This is a genomic window from Streptomyces longisporoflavus (assembly GCF_014649775.1).
GTDB lineage: Bacteria > Actinomycetota > Actinomycetes > Streptomycetales > Streptomycetaceae > Streptomyces > Streptomyces longisporoflavus.
Genome location: NZ_BMTR01000002.1, coordinates 325,714 through 343,725 on the forward strand (window position 1 = coordinate 325,714; position 18,012 = coordinate 343,725).

General features: G+C 71.8%; 14 protein-coding genes. 8 read left to right on the forward strand and 6 right to left on the reverse strand.

What is annotated here, in order from left to right; translation table 11 throughout:
* Positions 1 to 4: 4 nt before the first annotated feature.
* The 5 genes from IE226_RS05520 to fxsT all read left to right on the forward strand — a co-directional run bounded on the left by IE226_RS05520 (position 5) and on the right by fxsT (position 9,844).
* Positions 5 to 2,128 carry an alpha-galactosidase gene (locus IE226_RS05520; RefSeq protein ID WP_190079855.1) on the forward strand — a complete coding sequence of 708 codons (2,124 nt, stop codon included), beginning with the start codon at positions 5 to 7 and terminating at the stop codon, positions 2,126 to 2,128.
* A 170-nt stretch (positions 2,129 to 2,298) separates the two neighbouring features.
* Positions 2,299 to 2,646, forward strand: a complete 348-nt coding sequence (locus IE226_RS05525; protein ID WP_190079856.1) for a trypco2 family protein — start codon at positions 2,299 to 2,301, stop codon at positions 2,644 to 2,646.
* 3 nt (positions 2,647 to 2,649) lie between these two features.
* Complete coding sequence (locus tag IE226_RS05530; RefSeq protein WP_190079857.1) at positions 2,650 to 4,941, forward strand: VMAP-C domain-containing protein; 2,292 nt, start codon at positions 2,650 to 2,652, stop codon at positions 4,939 to 4,941.
* Positions 4,938 to 5,945 (forward strand): P-loop NTPase family protein, encoded by a 1,008-nt coding sequence (locus IE226_RS05535; protein ID WP_190079858.1) that lies wholly within the window; start codon positions 4,938 to 4,940, stop codon positions 5,943 to 5,945. The genes IE226_RS05530 and IE226_RS05535 overlap by 4 nt, the downstream gene beginning before the upstream one ends.
* Complete coding sequence (gene fxsT / locus IE226_RS05540; protein WP_190079859.1) at positions 5,942 to 9,844, forward strand: FxSxx-COOH system tetratricopeptide repeat protein; 3,903 nt, start codon at positions 5,942 to 5,944, stop codon at positions 9,842 to 9,844. Before IE226_RS05535 ends, fxsT begins: the two co-directional genes overlap by 4 nt.
* Here the strand turns inward: fxsT and IE226_RS05545 are convergent.
* Positions 9,833 to 11,542: an HEXXH motif domain-containing protein gene (locus IE226_RS05545; RefSeq protein WP_229870514.1), complete on the reverse strand. Its 1,710-nt coding sequence runs from the start codon at positions 11,540 to 11,542 to the stop codon at positions 9,833 to 9,835. The two genes, fxsT and IE226_RS05545, sit on opposite strands and share 12 nt — an antisense overlap.
* An 89-nt stretch (positions 11,543 to 11,631) precedes the next feature.
* The gene (locus IE226_RS05550) at positions 11,632 to 11,805 is read right to left on the reverse strand and encodes a hypothetical protein (protein ID WP_190079861.1); all 174 of its coding nucleotides are present in this window, start codon (positions 11,803 to 11,805) and stop codon (positions 11,632 to 11,634) included.
* A 321-nt stretch (positions 11,806 to 12,126) separates the two neighbouring features.
* Here IE226_RS05550 and IE226_RS05555 point away from each other — a divergent pair, with 321 nt between their 5' ends.
* On the forward strand, positions 12,127 to 13,134 hold the full coding sequence (locus IE226_RS05555) for a lytic polysaccharide monooxygenase auxiliary activity family 9 protein (RefSeq protein WP_190079862.1): 1,008 nt from the start codon (positions 12,127 to 12,129) through the stop codon (positions 13,132 to 13,134).
* A 320-nt stretch (positions 13,135 to 13,454) separates the two neighbouring features.
* Positions 13,455 to 14,366, forward strand: a complete 912-nt coding sequence (locus IE226_RS05560; protein ID WP_190079863.1) for a calcium-binding protein — start codon at positions 13,455 to 13,457, stop codon at positions 14,364 to 14,366.
* A gap of 53 nt (positions 14,367 to 14,419) precedes the next feature.
* Here IE226_RS05560 and IE226_RS05565 read toward each other — a convergent pair whose 3' ends face one another.
* The 4 genes from IE226_RS05565 to IE226_RS05580 form a co-directional block, all read right to left on the reverse strand.
* Complete coding sequence (locus IE226_RS05565) at positions 14,420 to 15,040, reverse strand: dihydrofolate reductase family protein (RefSeq protein ID WP_190079864.1); 621 nt, start codon at positions 15,038 to 15,040, stop codon at positions 14,420 to 14,422.
* Entirely contained in the window at positions 15,037 to 15,891 is an 855-nt protein-coding gene (locus IE226_RS05570) for a metalloregulator ArsR/SmtB family transcription factor (protein WP_190079865.1), read from the reverse strand. The genes IE226_RS05565 and IE226_RS05570 overlap by 4 nt, the downstream gene beginning before the upstream one ends.
* Before the next feature lie 103 nt (positions 15,892 to 15,994).
* A complete protein-coding gene (locus IE226_RS05575) occupies positions 15,995 to 16,555 on the reverse strand; it encodes a TetR/AcrR family transcriptional regulator (protein WP_190079866.1) in 561 nt (186 codons plus the stop codon).
* 10 nt (positions 16,556 to 16,565) lie between these two features.
* Complete coding sequence (locus IE226_RS05580; RefSeq protein WP_190079867.1) at positions 16,566 to 17,147, reverse strand: sugar O-acetyltransferase; 582 nt, start codon at positions 17,145 to 17,147, stop codon at positions 16,566 to 16,568.
* Between the two features lie 127 nt (positions 17,148 to 17,274).
* Here IE226_RS05580 and IE226_RS05585 point away from each other — a divergent pair, with 127 nt between their 5' ends.
* Positions 17,275 to 17,796 carry a hypothetical protein gene (locus IE226_RS05585; protein WP_190079868.1) on the forward strand — a complete coding sequence of 174 codons (522 nt, stop codon included), beginning with the start codon at positions 17,275 to 17,277 and terminating at the stop codon, positions 17,794 to 17,796.
* The last annotated feature ends 216 nt before the right edge of the window (positions 17,797 to 18,012 follow it).

The following is an 18,012-nucleotide window of genomic DNA, read 5'->3' on the forward strand; positions in this document are numbered from 1 at the left end:
ATCCATGCCGGTGATTTCCTTCGCCCCTGAGACCGGGGTCTGGCTGCTCCGTACTCCGCACACGTCCTACGCACTGTGGATCGACGAGACCGGAGCCCCCTGCCACCTCGCGTGGGGGCCCCGGCTGACCCTGGACGAGGCGCAGGAGCTCGCCATCGCCCCTCCCCCGCCCCTCAGCAGTTTCGAGGGGCGGCCACCGGTCGGCGAGGAACTGCCCGTGGACGGCGGGGCGCGGTACGGAACCCCCTCGCTGCAAGTGCGCTTCGCCGACGGCACCCGCGCCTTCGAATGGGAAGCCGCGGGACACCGCGTCCATGAGCCGGCGCCGGGCTCGACCGAGCTTGCCCTGGAGTTCCGCGACCGCCACTACCCCCTCCAGGTCACCCTCCACTACCGCGTCCACGACGACAGCGACGTCATCGAGCGCTGGACCGTGCTGCGCAACACCGGCGAGGACCCGGTGACGCTGCTGCGGGCCGACTCCGCCGCGTGGACGCTTCCCGCCCGGGACGACTACCGGCTCAGCCATGTCACGGGCCAGTGGGCCGCCGAAACCCAACTGCACCGCGAACGACTGCCGTTCGGCGAGACGGTGCTCACCAGCCGCAGGGGCATCACCAGCCATGACGCCAACCCCTGGGTGATGCTCGACGCGGGTGACGCCGACGAGGACCACGGGCAGGTGTGGAGCGCGGCCCTGGCCTGGAGCGGCAGCTGGCGCGTCACCGTGCAGCGCACCCCCGACGGCCGGGCGGGATTCACCGGCGGCGCCGGCCGCGACGGCATGACCCAACCCCTGGAGCCGGGCGCGGAGTTCACGACTCCGTGCCACGCCGGTCTCTACACACGCGGCGGCTTCGGCGCCACCAGCCGCGCCTGGCACGCATACATCCTCGCCCATGTGCTGCCCCACCCCGACGAGACACGGCCGGTGCTCTACAACTCCTGGGAGGCCACCGGGTTCGATGTCGACGAGGCGGGCCAGATGGCGCTGGCGGCCCGGGCGGCGGCGCTCGGCGCGGAGCTCTACGTCATGGACGACGGCTGGTTCGGCGCGCACCGCCGCGAAGGCTCGGGGCTCGGCGACTGGACGCCGTCCCCGACCCGCTTCCCCGACGGGCTCGCGCCACTGGTGCGCGAGGTGCGCCGGCTCGGGATGCGCTTCGGCCTGTGGGTGGAGCCCGAGAGCGTCAGCCCGGACAGCGATCTCTACCGTCGCCACCCGGAGTGGGTCCTGCACTTCCCGCACCGCACCCGCACCGAACTGCGCAGGCAGCTAGTGCTGAACTTCGCCCGCCCCGACGTCGCGGACTGGGCCTACGGGTGGCTGACCCGCCTGGTCGCCGACCACGGCATCGACTTCCTCAAGTGGGACATGAACCGCCCGTTCAGCGAGGCGGGCCGGCCCGATCAGGCGGACGGCGCGGACCGCCTGGAGACGGCGTACGTGCACAACCTCTACGGCGTCATCGACCGGCTCCGCGCCGACCACCCCGGCCTGCGGATCGAGGCGTGCAGCGGCGGGGGCGGCCGGGTCGACCCGGGCATCCTCGCCCGTACCGACCAGGCGTGGACCTCGGACAACACCGACGCCGCGGACCGCGTCCTCATCCAGCACGGCTACGGCCAGATCTACCCGTCCCGGACGATGGCCGCCTGGGTCACCGACGTACCCAACCAGCTCACCGGCCGTTCGGTGCCGCTGCGCTTCCGCTTCCATGTCGCGATGGCCGGGGTGCTGGGGGTCGGCGGTGATCTGTCCCGGTGGACGGACGACGAACTGGCCGAGGGAGCAGACCTCGTCGCCCAGTACAAGAGGGTGCGCCACCTCGTGCAGCACGGGATACTGCACCGGCCGCGCGGCCCGGTCGACGACGGCCCCGCCGCGGTGCAGTACACGGCCACGGACGGCAGCGAGGCCCTGCTCCTGGTCTGGCGGCGCTCCCCGCGCCACGGCTCCCCGCACCCCGTACTGCGCCTGCAAGGTCTCGATCCCGACGCCCGTTACCGTGACGCCCGCACGGGCACGGTGCATTCGGCGACCGTGCTCGGCGAGTACGGCCTGCGGCCCGAGCTGCCGCCGGGCGACTGGGCGAGCACAGCGGTGCATCTGGCGCGCCTGCCCTGACCCGACGGCGCGCCCTCTTCCTCGTCCGGCGAACTCGCGTGCCGTGTCGGGCAGTTGCCAACCGGGTAGTACAAAGAGGGGCTGCGCACACAGGACAGGGCTCACGGCGTGACGCCGGGTGGCACCGTCACAGTGCGCGGAACACGGCGCGCATGCATCGGGGGGACCGAGTGGCACGTGAACCACGACGACTGACGCTGACCGACGCCATCGAGTCGCTGCGCAAGGACTTGACGGCCGCGCAGCAGCAGGGCATCGGCAAGACCGTCGGATTCTCCGTCGACGGCATCAGCGTCGAGCTGGACGTACAGGCAGAAGAGAGCGACACCGCCGAGGGCGGCGTCTCGTGGTACGTGACCGCGAAACGCGGGCGCGGCAGCATCAGGCGCACCGGGACCCGCCTGGTCGTCACGCTGAAGCCCCGCGGCGCGCTGAACGTCGGCGATCGCGTCGAGCGGCCCCGCAACGCCCCGCCGCCTCGCCCGCCGGGGCCCGCGGCTCCCGGCGCGGGAGAGTGATGCATGGTCGGCTCCGCACGTCTTGTGCCGGACCGCCTAGTGGAGATCAGCGTGCGGGACAACACGGGGCGTCATGTCGGGTACGGCTCGGGCTGGGTCCTCGACACCGATCTGATCGTGACCGCCGCGCACCTGCTGGTGCCCGAAGGGACCACCGGCCGACCGGCGGCAGCGGGCGCGCTCGTCGTCGAAGTGCGCCAGGGCATGCACGCGGCCCATCTGCCCTGGCACCCCTGCGAGATCATCTGGAACGGCCTCGCGTCCCCGCCCGTACTGCTTGACGCCCACCCGGTGGAGCGCCTGCGCTGGGGCACCGAGGGCGACGCGGGCCCCGCGTTCCCGCTGGACGCCGCACTGCTCGTCGTGACCGGCTCGGGCTGGGTTCCGCCGGAGCGGGGCAGCAATCCGCGCCTGGGCCTCGCGGAGGCCGACATCACCGAGTTCCAGATCTTCGGCTTTCCCAGCTTCAACTACGAGGAGCGGTATGCCCACAATCCCTTTCAGGGCGGCGGCCGGCTCCGGCCCGCCAACCTCGCGCGCTCGGAACTGATGACGTTGTACGTGACGGAGGAGGACTGCCCGGCGCTGGGCGCCGACTGGGGCGGCATCTCGGGCGCCGCCGTCCTGGTCGACCAGCGGCGCGCCCTGGTCGGGGTCGTCCTGCAGAGCGACGTGGGAAGCCGCACGAAGCTGACGGTTCTGTCGGTCGAGGCGCTCCAGGGTGACGCCGGCTGCTGTCGGCGCCTGTCCGAGCACACCGGCGGCTTCAGCGAGCCGCAGAACAGGCGCAGGGTGCTCGCCGAGGTCCGCGCCCAACTGGAGAGGGCGGAACCCCTGCGCGGCTACGTCCCCCGCATCGCGCTGCTGCGCCGGCTGTTCCCGGCGGTCGCCGAGGAGGCCGAGTCCGCCCGCCTGCCGGCCGAGTGCCTGCTGCCGCTGCTCGTCGACCTGTGCGCCGGACGACCCACCGGGATGAGCGATCTGGTGGCGGCGTACGAAGAGGCGTACCCCACGGACCGGGCCGTCGCGGCCGCACTGCACTTCCGGGTGGACGAACTGGAGGCCCTGCGGCAGATCGGACCCGAGGGATGGGTCCAACTGCGCGCCGTATTGGCCCGGTTGTACGAGTCCGACCTCAACGAGAACCCGGTGTCCGCGCTCTACGCGCGCGCCACCAGGTCACTGAGCGAAGGGATGCCCGCGCATTGCGACGGGTTGTGGAAGGCGTTCGTCAATCTCGCGGGCTCCAACATGCCCTCGCAGGGCCTGCCTCCGGCCGTGCACTTCCTCGAACTCGTCGCCAGCGCGGTCGGCGGTGCGACCGCCAAGGAGATCCAGGCCCACAGCCGCGCCTGGGCCCTGCGCCTGGAGACCGCCAGGCAGGGGCCCGGCCCGCGCACGGAGACGGGCTGGCCGCCCCTCACCGCTTCGGCCGGCGCACCGCGGCGCGCCGGCTATCCGGAACAGGTCGACACCCTGCGCAGCAGCCTCGCCAGAATCCCCGTACAGCCCGCCAGTTCCGCCAAACTCCTGGTCGAGCTGGAGCCCGATCCCGGCAACGACCCGGACGACTGGGCGGTGTCCTTCTACTTCCACTGCCGCCCGCTTCCCGGCACCTGGCTGCGCCTGCCGTTGCCGCACACCGAACGCAGCATCCGCCTCGTCGACCTCCTGGGCCGGGTCGACCTGGCCAGGGAGCGGCTGAAGCGGGACTACGGCGTGCCCGGCGAGCGGATCGACGTCGAATACGTGCTGCCGCTCGACCTCATCGACCACCCGGACACCCTGATACGCCGCGGCGCGCTGCCGGAGTTCGGGATGTCCTTCCCCCTGATCGTGCACAGCCGCGACCGGATGCGGCACCCTCCGTGGTGCCGCACGTGGCGCGAGCGCTGGCGGCCCCTCAGCGGGCAGCCGGAGGCGGGCAGGCTGCTCCAATTGGTGCGGGCGCTCAGCGAGGACGGACGGGAGTTCAACGGCGATGAGCCGGTGGCGGGCCTGGTCCTGGCCCACAAGCCCAGTTCGTCCGAGGGACGCAGGGATGTCACCAAGGCGCTGCGGCACGGGGTGCCGCTGGTGATGTGGCGGCACGACGAGCGGGCACAGCCCGACTTCTCCCTGCTGTTCACGCGCATCATGTCCGAAGGAGGCCTCGACGTACCGGAGTACGGTCGGGATGATGGCCGGGGTGGTGGCGTCGCTTCGCCCTGGTCGGTCGGCTGGCACCACCGGGTCGTCATCATCTATGACACGCCGGACGGGTTGCCCGAGCTCATTTACGGAGCTGCTTCGTGAACTCGCCACTCAGTGCCGGGCCCCCGGCCCCCGCGGCCGTCCCTGGCCCGTATCTCGGCACGGGTGTGCCGCACGAGCCGTCCGCACTCCTGCCCGCTCCCCCGCCGTGGCGGACGTACGCGGGAGGCCCCGACCTGGCGCCGCCGCCCGATGACGCGGCGGAGGCCGAGCGCAGGCTCGGGGCGGCGACGCGAGCGGCACTGGGCCTGCCGACCGCGGCGGGCGAGAGCGCGGCGGTGAACGCCGCGCTCGTGCTGCGCAAGCCGCTGCTGATCACGGGACCGCCGGGAGTCGGCCGCTCCGCGGTGGCGTACCGCATCGCCAGGGAGCTGGGCCTCGGCCGCGTCCTGCACTGGACGGTGACCGGCGCGTCGGTGCTCCGGGACGCGCTGTACACGGCACGCTCCGCGGAGGGCGGGACGCGGGTACGCCTCGGTCCTCCGGGCACCGCGCTGCTGCCGTACGGGCGGCCCCGCGTCCTGCTCGTCGAGGGCCTGGACCGCGGCGACTTCGATCTGCCCGTCGAACTGCGCGCGGTGCTGCGGCGCGGCGGCTTCGACATCCCGGAGCTCGCCGAGGAGGCATCGGCCCGCGTCCTGACCGACGACCCGGGCGTGCGGGCGCCGGTGGCGCACGGCGCCGTCGCCTGCCACGAGCTGCCGATCACCGTGATCACCGCGGGGCGGGCCAGGGTCTTCCCGGCCGAGTTCATGGCGGAGTGCCTGCACTGGGAGCACCCGGTGCCGACCGCCGCGGAATTGACGGCAGCGGTCAGAAGCCGGGCCGGGCTCACCGACAGCACCGAACCGCGCCTGCTCGCTTTCATCACCGAGCTCGCCGAGGCCTGGTCCGACGATCCCCACGCGCTGGACCGGCTGACCGTGGCCCGCGCCCTGGACGCGGTCACGCTCGCCGCGGCCGGCCCCTGGCCGCCCGACGAGAGCCCGGACGCTGTCGCGGCACGCCTGCTCGGCCTGCTGCGGGGACCGGCCCCGGGACCATGAACGGGCGCCGGCTCCTGGACCGGCTCGACGGCGCGGTGCTCGGGCGCCCCCTGAGCGCCGGGGAGCCGCCTGCGCCGGGCCCTGCTCCCGTGGATGTCCCCGACTGGGCGGTGGTCGCGCGCAGCCTGCACCGCCTCGGCCACGCGGACGGCGGCCGACAGATCAACCTGGTGCTCGACACGGCCGCGGGGATGGCACTGTGGGAGCCGGTGACCTCTCGGCTGCGCGGCTTGCTGCGGGGCCAACGGGGCCTTCACGTCCGCGAGTTGTACTGGGACGGCAACCCCGCGTCCGATCCGGGGCCCGACCGTTTCGCGGCCGCGAGCCGCAGTCGCCTGATCCTGGTCGTCACCGACGCCCTCGGCCCCGCCTGGCAGGACGGAACCGCCGCGGCCACCGTGGCGAACTGGGCGAACCGGCACCCGGCGGCCTGTATCCAGCTGCTGCCGCAGCGTCTGTGGCCGCGCTCCGGGCTGCCCGTGCGGCGCATCCGCCTCTCGCCTCCCGCCCCCGGCGCCCTCGGCCGCGAGATGCGCGGCATCGTCGTCGGCGCCAACGCCCTCGCCCCGCAGGACACCGCGCTGCCCGGCGGCACCGTCCCGCTGCCCGTGCTTCCCCTGCGCGGCCGGTGGCTGGCGTGCTGGGCCCGCTGGCTGACGGGCACCGCCGGCACCTGGACGGAGCTGCCCGCGTGCGCGATCGCGCCGCCGGGCGCGCCGAGGCCGGCACACGAGGAGCAGACGGCAGCGGGCGCCACCGACACGGCGGGCAGGGTCGCCGCCTACCGGGCGGGCTGCTCGGCGCCCGGCGCGGCGCTCGCCCCCCTGCTGGCCGCGGCTCCGCTGACGCTTCCGGTGATCCAGGCGCTGCGCGAGCGGTTCGCGCCGGATGCCGGACCCGCCGATCTTGCCGAGCTGCGGGCGTGCGGCCTGCTCGTACCGGCGCCGGACGGCGACGGCTTCGACATGGACGACGCCACCCGCGCCCTGCTCCTCGGCGGGGCCCGGCGCACGGACACCAAACGTGTCCTGATGACGCTCGACGAACTCGTCCCGCAGTCCGGTGCCCGGGCGTCGGCAGGCCCGGCAGGCGGCTACTACACCGCGGTGGTCACCTCACCGGCCACCGCACCGCTGCCCGCCGTGCGCGCGGACAGCGCCCGCCTGTTGCGGATCGAGCAGCTGGCCCTGTGCGCACTCGCCGGCCCCTTCCAGGAGCGCGCCCGCCTCCTGGGACAGGCGCTGGCGGACCGCGAAGGCGAAGGGGCAGCCGCCATCGCGTCAGCAGACGCCGTCACCCGAGCCCGAGGGGCAGGATCCATGACCAGTGCGCCCGTTCCGGAGTCGATCCCGCCACAGGATCCGCCTGCCCCTCCCCGGCACGCCACGGCGTCGCCGGCCGTGTGGGAGAACGTACCCCCGCGCAACCCCAACTTCACCGGCCGCGAACGGCTGCTCGGGCAGTTGGCGGAACGCCTGGGCAGCGGCGGGACGGCGGCCGTGCTGCCGGAGGCCATGTACGGCCTGGGAGGCATCGGAAAGTCCCAGCTGGCCGTCGAGTACGTCTACGTGCACCAGAGCATGTACGACCTGATCTGCTGGATATCGAGCGAGCGCGCCTCGGGCATCATCAACGCCCTGGCCCAGCTCGCCCCCCATCTGGGCATCAGCCACGGGCCCGAGGCGCGTACGACGGTGCCGGCGGTGCTTGACGCGCTGCGCCGCGGAAGCCCGTACAGCCGCTGGCTGCTCGTCTTCGACAACGCGGAGAACGCGGAGACGCTTGCCCCGTTCCTGCCCAACTCCCACCTGGGCACCGTCCTCATCACCTCGCGCAACCCGCACTGGGAGAACGTGGCGCGCTGCCTGGAGGTGGACATCTTCGAGCGCGCCGAGAGCGTCGAGCTGCTCAACAAGCGCGGCCCGGAGCTCACCGCGGAGGACGCCGACGAACTCGCGGACGCGCTGGGCGATCTGCCCCTTGCGCTGGAGCAGGCTGCGGCGTGGCGGGCCGAGACGGGGATGCCGGTCCAGGAGTACCTGCGGCTGTTCAAGGAGAAGCGCAGCGAACTGCTCTTCGAGTCCGCGCCGTACGCCTACCAGCAGTCGATCGCCACCGCCTGGAACGTCTCCCTCGACCACGTCGAGCAGACCAACCCCGAGGCGATTCAACTCCTCCAGGTCTGCGCCTACTTGGCGCCCGAGCCGATTCCCAGGGACCTGTTCTCCAACGCGCACCGCGGTTCCATCGCCCCGCAGCTGGACGCGGCGCTCGCGGATCCGCTGCGCCTGAGCCGGGCCGTCCGGGAGATCAAGCGCTACTCGCTCGCACGCCTCGACCTGCGGACCGACTCCCTCCAGATCCACCGGCTCGTCCAGGCCGTGCTGATCAACCGCATGACACCGCTGCAGCAGGAGCAGATGAAACGCGGCGCCCAGATGCTCCTCGCCTCGGCCGACCCCCGCAATCCGGAGTCCCACACGACCTGGAACCGCTACTCCATGCTGTATCCGCACGCCGTGGCGGCGGACGCCGTGCACTCCACGGACCCGTGGGTGCACGGCCTGGTGGTCGGCATCGCCAAGTACCTCCAGCGCTGGGGCGATCACGAGAGCGCGCAGCGCTTCACCGAGGAGGCCTACGAAGCGGCCCGCGAGCTCTTCGGACCCGAGGACGAAAAGACCCTCACCCTGGCGTTCTGGCTCGGCTGGACGCACTTCAGCATGGGCCACTACAAGGAGGCGGCCGAGATCAACAGGGCGACGCTTGCGGCGTACGAGTCCGCGCAGCTCCCCTCCCATGTGCCGGTGGCCGAGATCAGCGAGAGTCGCCTGGACGCCATGGGCGCCGTCGCCGCCGATCTGCGGGTCACGGGTGACTTCGACGAGGCGCTCGCGCTGACCCAGCGGGTGTATGACCAGGCGACCTCGGCGTTCGGCGCGGACGACCCGACGACCATGAACGCCGCGCACAATCTCGCGGTGTGCCTGCGCCTGGTCGGCCGCTTCCAGGACGCTCACGAACTGGACTGCACCACCTGGAGGCTGAAGCAGACGCTGCTGGGCACCGACCACGAGCTGACCCTGCACACCAGGGTCGGGCTGACCATAGACGAGCGTGAGCTGGGCCGTTACGCCCACGCCCGCGAACGTCAGGAAGAAGTGGTCGCCAAATACCGGCAGGTCCTGGCGGACAGCCCGGCCGCCCTGCACGCCAAGCGCGTCCTGGCGGTGGCCCGGCGCAAGGCAGGCGACCATCGCGGCGCCCTGGAGATCTCGGAGGAAGTGCTTGGGCTGACCGTCGACCGTTTCGGGTTCGGCCCGGAGCACCCGGACACGATCGCCGCATCGCTCAGCCTCTCGGTGGACCTGCGGCACGCCGGACAGCTGGAGCGGGCCAGGGAGCTGGCCGACGCCTGCTGCCGCCGCTACCGGCGCATCTTCGGCTCGCAGCACCCGCACACCGTCTCGGCGGACGCCAACCTCGCCATCACCCTGCGCCTGGACGGACGCCTGCGGGAGGCGTACGAGGTGGACCTGCGCGCCCATGAAGCGCTGGCCCGGAAGCTGGGCGAGCAGCACCCGCTCACCCTGGTCGTCGCGACCAATCTGGCCAGCGACCTGGCGGCACTCGACCAGCACGAAGAGGCGCTGGCGCTGGGCACGGCCACACTCGCACGGTGCGTCGACGTCCTGGGTCCCGTGCACCCCTCCACGCTCAGCACGGCCGCGAACCGGGCACTGGACCTCGCGGCGGTGGGACGGCAGGAAGAGAGCGAGGAGCTGCTCGGCACGATCCTGGACGAGTTGCGCAGGCAGCTGGGCGCCGCACATCCCGCGACCACGAACCTGGCCGAGCGCACCCGGGCCAACTGCTACATCGACCCGCTACCGCTCTGAGGGAGTGTCTGCGGCGAACGACGACGCAAGGCGCACCGGATCGACGCTGCCGCCGCCCAGTTCGGCGTGCACCGCCATCACGAACTCCGGCCGGGTCAGCAGGACGTCGGCCGCCGGGTGACGCTGGGCCCGCAGGGCAAGGCCGAGGCCTGCCCACGCCTCGGGTCCCCCCTCCTCGCTGATCCGGGCCTCGAACCGCTGCCGGGCCCAGCCCGCGTCGCCGGTGACGAGAGCGACGTCCTCCGGGCGGGCGCCTTCGACCACCGCCCCCGGCTCGGTACGCAGGGCGCGCAAGTCCCCGGGGTCGGCGAGCAGGCGGCGCAGCAGGACGGCGCGGGTGTCGAGGCCGCGCCGCGGGCTGCCGGGCACGATGATGTCGGCGCCCTGCGGCAGCCTGACCGGGCGGTCTTCCGCGTACGCCTTCGCGGCGCGGACGACCTCGTGCGGATCGGGCTCGACGTGGTGGGCCCGCCAGGACGCGTAGTGATCGGCGGCAGCCTGCCGGGCCGCGTCCAGGGCCTGCGGGAGGACCGGCTCGTCCTGCCAGGGCGTGAGGCGGGCGGTCAACTCCTCGATCAACTCCCGTCCCAAGTCGGTGAGTCGGTGCGCTTCGCGGATGCCGTGCAGGGCCCGCAAGGTCTGTGCGCGCCACAGGGCGAACTCGAAGGCGCCCAGCGGAGTCTGCCGCCGCCGGTAGAAGCGGGCGACGCCGAAGAAGGCGTACACCCCTTGCAGCAGCCCGCCGAGCGGGCGCGGGTCATCGCGCCAGGGCGCGTAGAAGCGCTCGGGGCCGCCGTCGCGGTAGAGGGTGAACAGATGCATGAAGGCGCCGAGTTTGTTGTGCTGGAACTCGTGCACCAGGGTGGCCGCGAACTGTTCCGCGTCATCGGGCTCCGAGGCGACCACGGCACCGAACGCGTCGCCCGAGGAGGCGCTGTGCGGGCGGTAGGGCTCAGAGCGCGGCCGGGGCACCACCGCGCTCAGGCCTTTGGCCGCGGCCCGGGCCGTCTCGGGGTCGTCGTGGGCGAGCAGGCGCCAGGCCTCCTCGAAGAGCGCGGAGTAACGGTCTGCCGATTCGACGGGCTGCGGCGGCTGGGGGGCGCGCAGCCCGCGGAAGGGATCGAGGTCGTCCAGGACGATCCTGCAGCCTTCCGCGCGCAACTCCCGCAGGGGGACCCAGCCGGGCCCGTCCCGTCGTACCCCGCCGACCCGTACCGTGCCGGCCTGCGCGGACACCTCGGCACTGCCCCAGCGGCCCTCGGCTTCGGGCACTCTGGCCCCGCCGAGCCCCGGCAGCACCACCCATCCGTCCCGTACCGGCGCCCGGGTGCGGAAGTCCACCCCGGCGAGCACCGCGGCGGACGCGGCCACCGCGTGCAACTGGCCTAGCTCCACCCACAGGGGGGAGTCACCCGTCACGCTGCCGCGCACACGGCGCAGGGCGTACGCGGCCCAGGTGCCGACGGTGGGGTAGAGCAGCAGGCGCTCCACCGGCTCGGGGTCGGCCTCCCAGGCCCGGGCCAACAACTGCCACCCGGCGTCGAGAGCAGGAAGCGGGGCGGTGGGGATGTCGTCGGCGGCATCGATGAGCGCGCGCAGGAGCAGGAGGCGCCAACTGCGTTCGGCGGCACGCAGCGCGTCCACCGCGTCCGGGCCGCAGGCGCCGGACAGCAGATCGCGGTAGGGCGCAAGCGCCACGCGGTGGGGTTGCGGCGGCCGTGCGTCATGCGGGTGCGGCCGTCGCGCGTCGACATCCATGCCAGCTCCAGGGTCCAGCCGCGTGCGCACTACTCGTCGCGTTGCGGGTTGTAGCCGCCCATGCTGCTGGCCGGATCGTCGATACGGCTCAACAGCCGCTGCATCGACGCCTCGACGAGTGCGGCATCCAGGGTGCGCGCGTCGGCCGGGCTGACCGCACCGAGGTCAACCAGCTCTGATTCGACACCGTTCTGCTCAGTCACACCGCACTCACATCTATGAATGGGCGGCGATGCTTGCCGCAACCGGACATGCCTCGGCCCTACGGGAAATCGACAGCCCCGGGCGGACTGCCGGGTCACGATAGCGCGGCACAACGGCAGATTACGATTAATTTCGACGACGCCCCGACCGCTTTTACGCGCCCGCCTCAGAAGATCTCTCCGCGCCGCCGCCCGACGGGTGATTCGGACGTGAGGTCGGCGGGTGAACGGCGTTCTGCCGGGACGGCGGCAACCTTTCGGGGACCGGCGACCACCAGGGGGTGAGCCGTTCATCGGAAACTCCCCGAAGGAGACGTTCCCATGACCACCCCCCGCTCCTCCGCGCCCGCCCGGGTGCGATCCCGCTTACGCGACTCGACCCGCGCCAGACGCCTGGCCTCCCTGGTCGGCGCCACGGGCCTGGCAGCCGCGGCCGTGCTTGCCGTCCCCGGCACGGCTGCCGCACACGGCGTGGCCATGGTGCCCGGGTCGCGCACCTACCTGTGCTACAAGGACCTGCTCGCCAACTCCTCCACCCAGATGCCGGCCAACCCCGCCTGCAAGGCCGCCGTACAGGAGGCGGGCACCACGCCGCTGTACAACTGGTTCGCGGTACTCGACTCCAACGCGGGTGGCCGCGGCGAGGGTTACGTCGAGGACGGCACGCTGTGCAGCGCGGGCGACCGCAGCCCCTACGACTTCGCCCCCTACAACGCCGCCCGCACCGACTGGCCCGTCACCCATCTCACCTCTGGCGCCGACATCGAGCTGAATTACAGCAACTGGGCGCACCATCCGGGCACGTTCAAGGTCTACGTCACCAAGGAGGGCTTCGACCCGGAGCAGCCGCTGGGCTGGCACGACCTGGAGAACATCCAGACCGTCCAGAACCCTCCGCAGAGCGGCGGCGCCGGCAGCGAGGCGGGCCACTACTACTGGGACCTGCAACTGCCCGAACGTACCGGCCGGCACATCCTCTTCGTCCAGTGGATCCGCTCCGACAGCCAGGAGAACTTCTTCTCCTGCTCGGACGTGGTCTTCGACGGGGGCAACGGCGAGGTCACCGGCCTGACCGGCGGCGAGAAGTCCGCCGCCGCGGTGAATTCACTCGGCGCAGGCAAGGAGAACACCAAGGCGGACGCGGTGCATGAAGGCCATCAGGAACACGCGCCCGACGCCACCCCGGCCATGCAGCACACCGCTGTGGATTCCCCCGCAAACTCCTCCGGCGCCGGCCTTGTGGGCGCCCTCGCAGGTGCCGGCGCCGTGATTCTGGCCGGCGGTACCGTGCTGCGTCTGCACCACCGCAGGCCGAACACCGAGCAATAGGCAACCCCACCCGAAAGCCCGGCACAGGTACGGGAAGGGCCGTGCACGCCGTGCGGCCCATTCCGGTTCCGCGTCCCGAGTTCCAACGCCTGAACCGCCCCGGGGCGGCTGCCCGCCGTCATGAATTTCTGCCCAACCGCACCTTAAGAGAAATCGGCACTCTGCGGTTGGGCAGTCAAACGCCGCTGGTCAGATGGCATTTGCGAGGCCTACTGCATAAATCCGCGCAGGCGGCCCGTACACAACGGATTACAACCAACCGATAACCCCGGAGGTCACTCTGGTTGCAAGTACCACGTACGCCTCATGGAGGTTTTGCAATGCCCTCTCAAATCGTCAGCCGCCGCATATTCCGGACGGCTTCGGCGGCCACGCTGGCTCTCGGTACCGCGCTGGCCGCTCCGCTCTTCCTGGCGGGCGCCGCGGCCGCCGCGGCGCCGGAGGCGACCGCCGCGTTCAGCTCGAGCGATCACGCGATCGTCTACACGGCCGCCACCGGCCAGACCAACGAGGTGACCGTGGCCGCGTCCATATCCGACGGCTCGGAAGAGATCACCTACGTCATCGACGACGCCGTTCCGGTCAGCGCGGGCGACGGCTGCTCGTACCCCGAAAGCGCGGACCGCACCAAAGTCTCCTGCACGGTCGAAACCCTGGAGACCCAGGACCCGTACGCCACCCTGCGGTTGGTCCTCGGTGACGGCGACGACAGCCTCGCCTACGACAACGGCACCGACCAGACCTACCACTTCGCCTCGGCGGACCTGGGCGACGGCAAGGACACCGCGACGCACTCCGGCGGCGTCGACGGCAACTCCGTCAACGGGGGCGCCGGCGACGACGACCTGAGCGTGGGCGAGTACGGGGTCGTGCGCGGCGAGGGCGGCAAGGACACCCTCCGCGCCGCCGGCGGCAGCATCGCGCAGGGCGGTGACGACGGCGACACGATCTACTCGGAAGGCGAGGACAGCGCCGTCGACGGCGGCGCGGGCAACGACGTGATCCAGGGCGGCGCCGAGAGGCAAAACCTGTCCGGCGGCGACGGCAACGACACGATCCGCGGCGCGGCCGGCGACGACTTCCTGTACGGCGGCAAGGGCAACGACACCCTGTACGGCAACAGCGGCAACGACACGATCTACGGAAACAGCGGCGACGACAAGCTGTACGGCGGCCCCGGCACGGACACCCTCTCGGGCGGCCCCGGCACGAACGTCGTCCACCAGGACTGACGCTCCACGCCTCCCTCGGGGTACCGCGCGGTACCCCGAGGGAGGCGGCCGGCTCAGTGGAGTCGGTCGTAGACGAGCGCCAGCGTGCCGTGCTCACCCGCGGTCTGGCTGACGAGCGCCCATTTCCCCGCGGGCAGACCGTCCTCGAAGAGGCGCGGCCCGCCGCCGAGGAAGAGCGGAAAGACGGTCAGCGCCAGTCGGTCGACCTTGTCGGCCGCCAGCAGCGCCTTGATGACGCCGGCGCTGGAGAGCACGAGGATGTCACCGCCTTCGCTCGCCTGGAGGTCTTCGACCGCCTCTGCCGTGGGCTTGTCGACGATCGTCGTCCGCCCCCACGGCGCCTCGCGCAGGGAGGAGGAGAGAACCACCTTGTCGGTGTCCACGAGCCACTTCGCGAAGGCCTCGTCGCGCGGGTCGGCGCCCTCCATGTCGATGACGGTGGGCCAGAAGCCGAGAAATCCCTCGGCGTTGACCCGGCCGAGCAAGGCCGTCGTCGCAGACTCCCAGAGGCTGGTCAAGTGATCGCGGGCGACGTCGCTGTGGGCGTACGGCATGACCCAGCTCATGTCCTGCGGGTCGTCCGGCGCGGCATAGCGGCCGTCGAGGGAGAGGCTGATGTTGGTGACGACCCGACGGCCCCGGCGGCCGGCGGTCCGCTGCTTCTGCTCGGTCATTTCGCGCTCCTTGGGTGGTCTGTGTCGTGCGAGTCCCTGGCGACTGATGCCGCGAGCTTGTCGAGGCTCTGGCCGTAGCCGATCTCGATGCCTGCGATGAAGTCCGCGGAGTCGATGGTGCTCTCGGTGATCCGCCAGCGGGAGTCGAGTTCGGTGTGTCCACGTGCGCCGGCGGGCCGCAGGCCCAGGTCGACGTGGGCGGTGAAGGCGATGCGCCCGTCGGGAAGTTGCGGGGATAGCCGGTAGGCGAGGCGCTCACCGGGGCGTGCGATGTCGACAACCCCTTCCGCGCGCCCGGCGACCGGGTCGGAGCCGTCGGTGTCCTCCGCGTCGCGGTACTCATGGACGATCCGTCCGCCCGCTCGCGCCTCGAAGACGAGCTCGGAGACGCGGAGGTCGTCGGGCGTCCACCAACGGGCGAGCAGGGCGGCGTCGGTCAGGTGGCGCCAGACCAGTTCGGGGCGCCCCGCCAGCAACCGATGGAACCTGAACGAACGGCCGTCGGCCCACCCCGGCTCCTGCGCCGCGAGCCGTTCCGTGCGCAGGCTCGCACCGTAACTGTCGTAGGTCGCGCGTGGGCCGGTGTCCTGGTCGGCGGTCTCGGCGAGTTCCTTGAGCGCGGCGGCCAGGTCGCGCAGGGCGGCGGACCGGATTGCGTAGACGCGGCGCTGGCCGGTCCGCTGCGAGGTGACGACACCCGCGCGTTCGAGGATCTGCAGATGCTTGGTCGTCTGCGGCTGGCGGGCGTCCGCGAGTTGCGCGAGAACCCCGACCGACCGGGGCCGCTCGGCAAGGAGGCTCACGAGCCGCCAGCGCGCGGGGTCGGCAAGCGCGGAGAGGAGTGCGTCCATGCGCCTAATATTCGTGGCAAAGAATATTCGTGTCAAGGAATATTTCAGAGTGTGCGCGCGGCGTCAGGTCCGCGCGCGCCACAAGCTTTTTGGGTGACCGCCGCTATCCGGCGGCTTCGGTGGCGGCGACGGTGATGCGTTTGACCGCTTGATTCGTCAGCTCACGGCCGTGCGGTGCGCCGTCGAGCGCGCGATGCAGGGTGAGCCCCTCGATGAGCGCGTCGAGCTGACGGGCGGTGTCCGGATCGAAGTACCGTTCCAGGAGGTGCCGGCTGCGGCGCATCCATGCCTGCGTCAGCTCCCGGTACTCCGGGCGCCGGGCGGCCAGGGTGTAGAGCTCCTGCGTGAGGACCAGGTCGCGCTGCGGCCCTTCGGAGAGCGTGTGAATGAGGTCGGTGACGGCCTCGCGGGCCTGATCAGGGCCCTCGACGCCGCCCAAGTGGCGTTCGAAAACCGCCACGATGTGACCCGCGAAGAGGGCGAAGGCCTCGCGGAGCAGATCGTCGATGCCGTTGAAGTGGTACGTCATCGAGCCGAGCGGCACCGCGGCACGCGCGGCGATCTTGCGGTGAGAGACGCCCGCGACGCCCTCGTCGGCGATGTGATCGAGAGCTGCGGCGAGAATCCGCTCGCGCCGCCGCGGATCAGCGTGTCCGGTGCCCATGGCGAGGGGCCTAGAGGCTGCGGACCGGGCGGGCGGGGTTCCCGACGGCGACCACGCCTGCGGGCACGTCCTTGGTGACCACCGCCCCGGCGCCGATGACGCTGTTGTCCCCGATGGTCACTCCGGGGCAGACGATGACACCGCCGCCGAGCCAGACGTTGTCCCCGATGGTGATGGGGAGCGCCGCCTCCAGCTTGTCGCGCCGGGGCTGGGGCTCCACGGGGTGGGTGGGGGTGAGGAGTTGGACGTTGGGGCCGATCTGGCAGTCCTCGCCGATGGTGATCCGGGCGACGTCCAGCGCGGTGAGCTGGTAGTTGACGAAGGTGCGGGCCCCGATGCTGATGTTGCTGCCGTAGTCGACGAACAGGGGCGGGCGCACTTCGGCACCCTCGCCCAGCGAGCCGAGCAGCTCGGCGAGGACCGACCGGGCCTTGCCGGGGTCCTCCAGGGACTCGGCCTGATAGCGGGCGGCGAGCCGCACGGCGCGCTGCTGCCTGCGGGCGATCTCCGGGTCGTCGGCGATGTAGAGGTCGCCCGCGAGCATGCGCTCCAGGTTGGTGCGCGGGTCGTCGGCAAAGTAGTCGGTCGGCATGCGTACGATCGTACACTCTCAAGGCGCGAACGTACGCTCCTTGGCCAACAGCCCTTTCTTAGCGCTGTGTTGACGGGGTATTCGGTAGCGACAGCGGTTTCCCGTCGAATCCGAGGAGGTACGTACCGTGCGCGCCTTCAAGCGCTGGCTCGACCGCAGTCTGGTCGCTCAGGCGGCCCTCATCTTTCTGCTGGTCACTGGCGTCACCGCGTTGTTCCGCCGGAACGAGCATCCGGCGGTGTGGGTGATACAGGGCCTGTTCTACTCCGCCATCGTCATCGCCTTCGTGGCCGTGCAGCGCCGCAAGGCCGGCCGTGCCGCCGGTACGGACGCGCGCGGGGTCGCCGAGCTCCACCGCAAGATCCGGCATCGGGAGGTGCCGAGGGACCCCGAGGAGCGAGCGAGCATGCGACGGCTCGTCGCCGCGCACTTGGGGCAGATGGAGCGGGGCGGCCGGTGGCTGCCTTACTGGCTGGGCGCCATGGGCCTGATCGCCGCGGGCATTCTCGTCCTCGGCGCCACCACCGGCTCACTGATCTTTCCATTGGTCGTCGGGGGCGGCCTGATCGCATTCTGCTGCTGGGCCGTGTGGATGCGCCGCCGCGCCCTCGACCGCTGCCATTACATGCGCGCCGCCCTGCAGAACTGAGGTCGGTCACGGGGGTGTCATACGGAGAGCGCGCCCCGGCAAAAACCGTGTGCTCCCCGGATCCGCGCGCGTTATCGTCGGCCGTATGAACGTCACCGGCCTTCTCACCACCGCGACCGCGCGAGCGCCCAGCTCGCCGGTTGCCGCCGCCTGACGTACCTCCCTTTCCACCGGCGACCGGACACGGTCCGCCGGTGGTTCTGCCGTTCTCCGCGG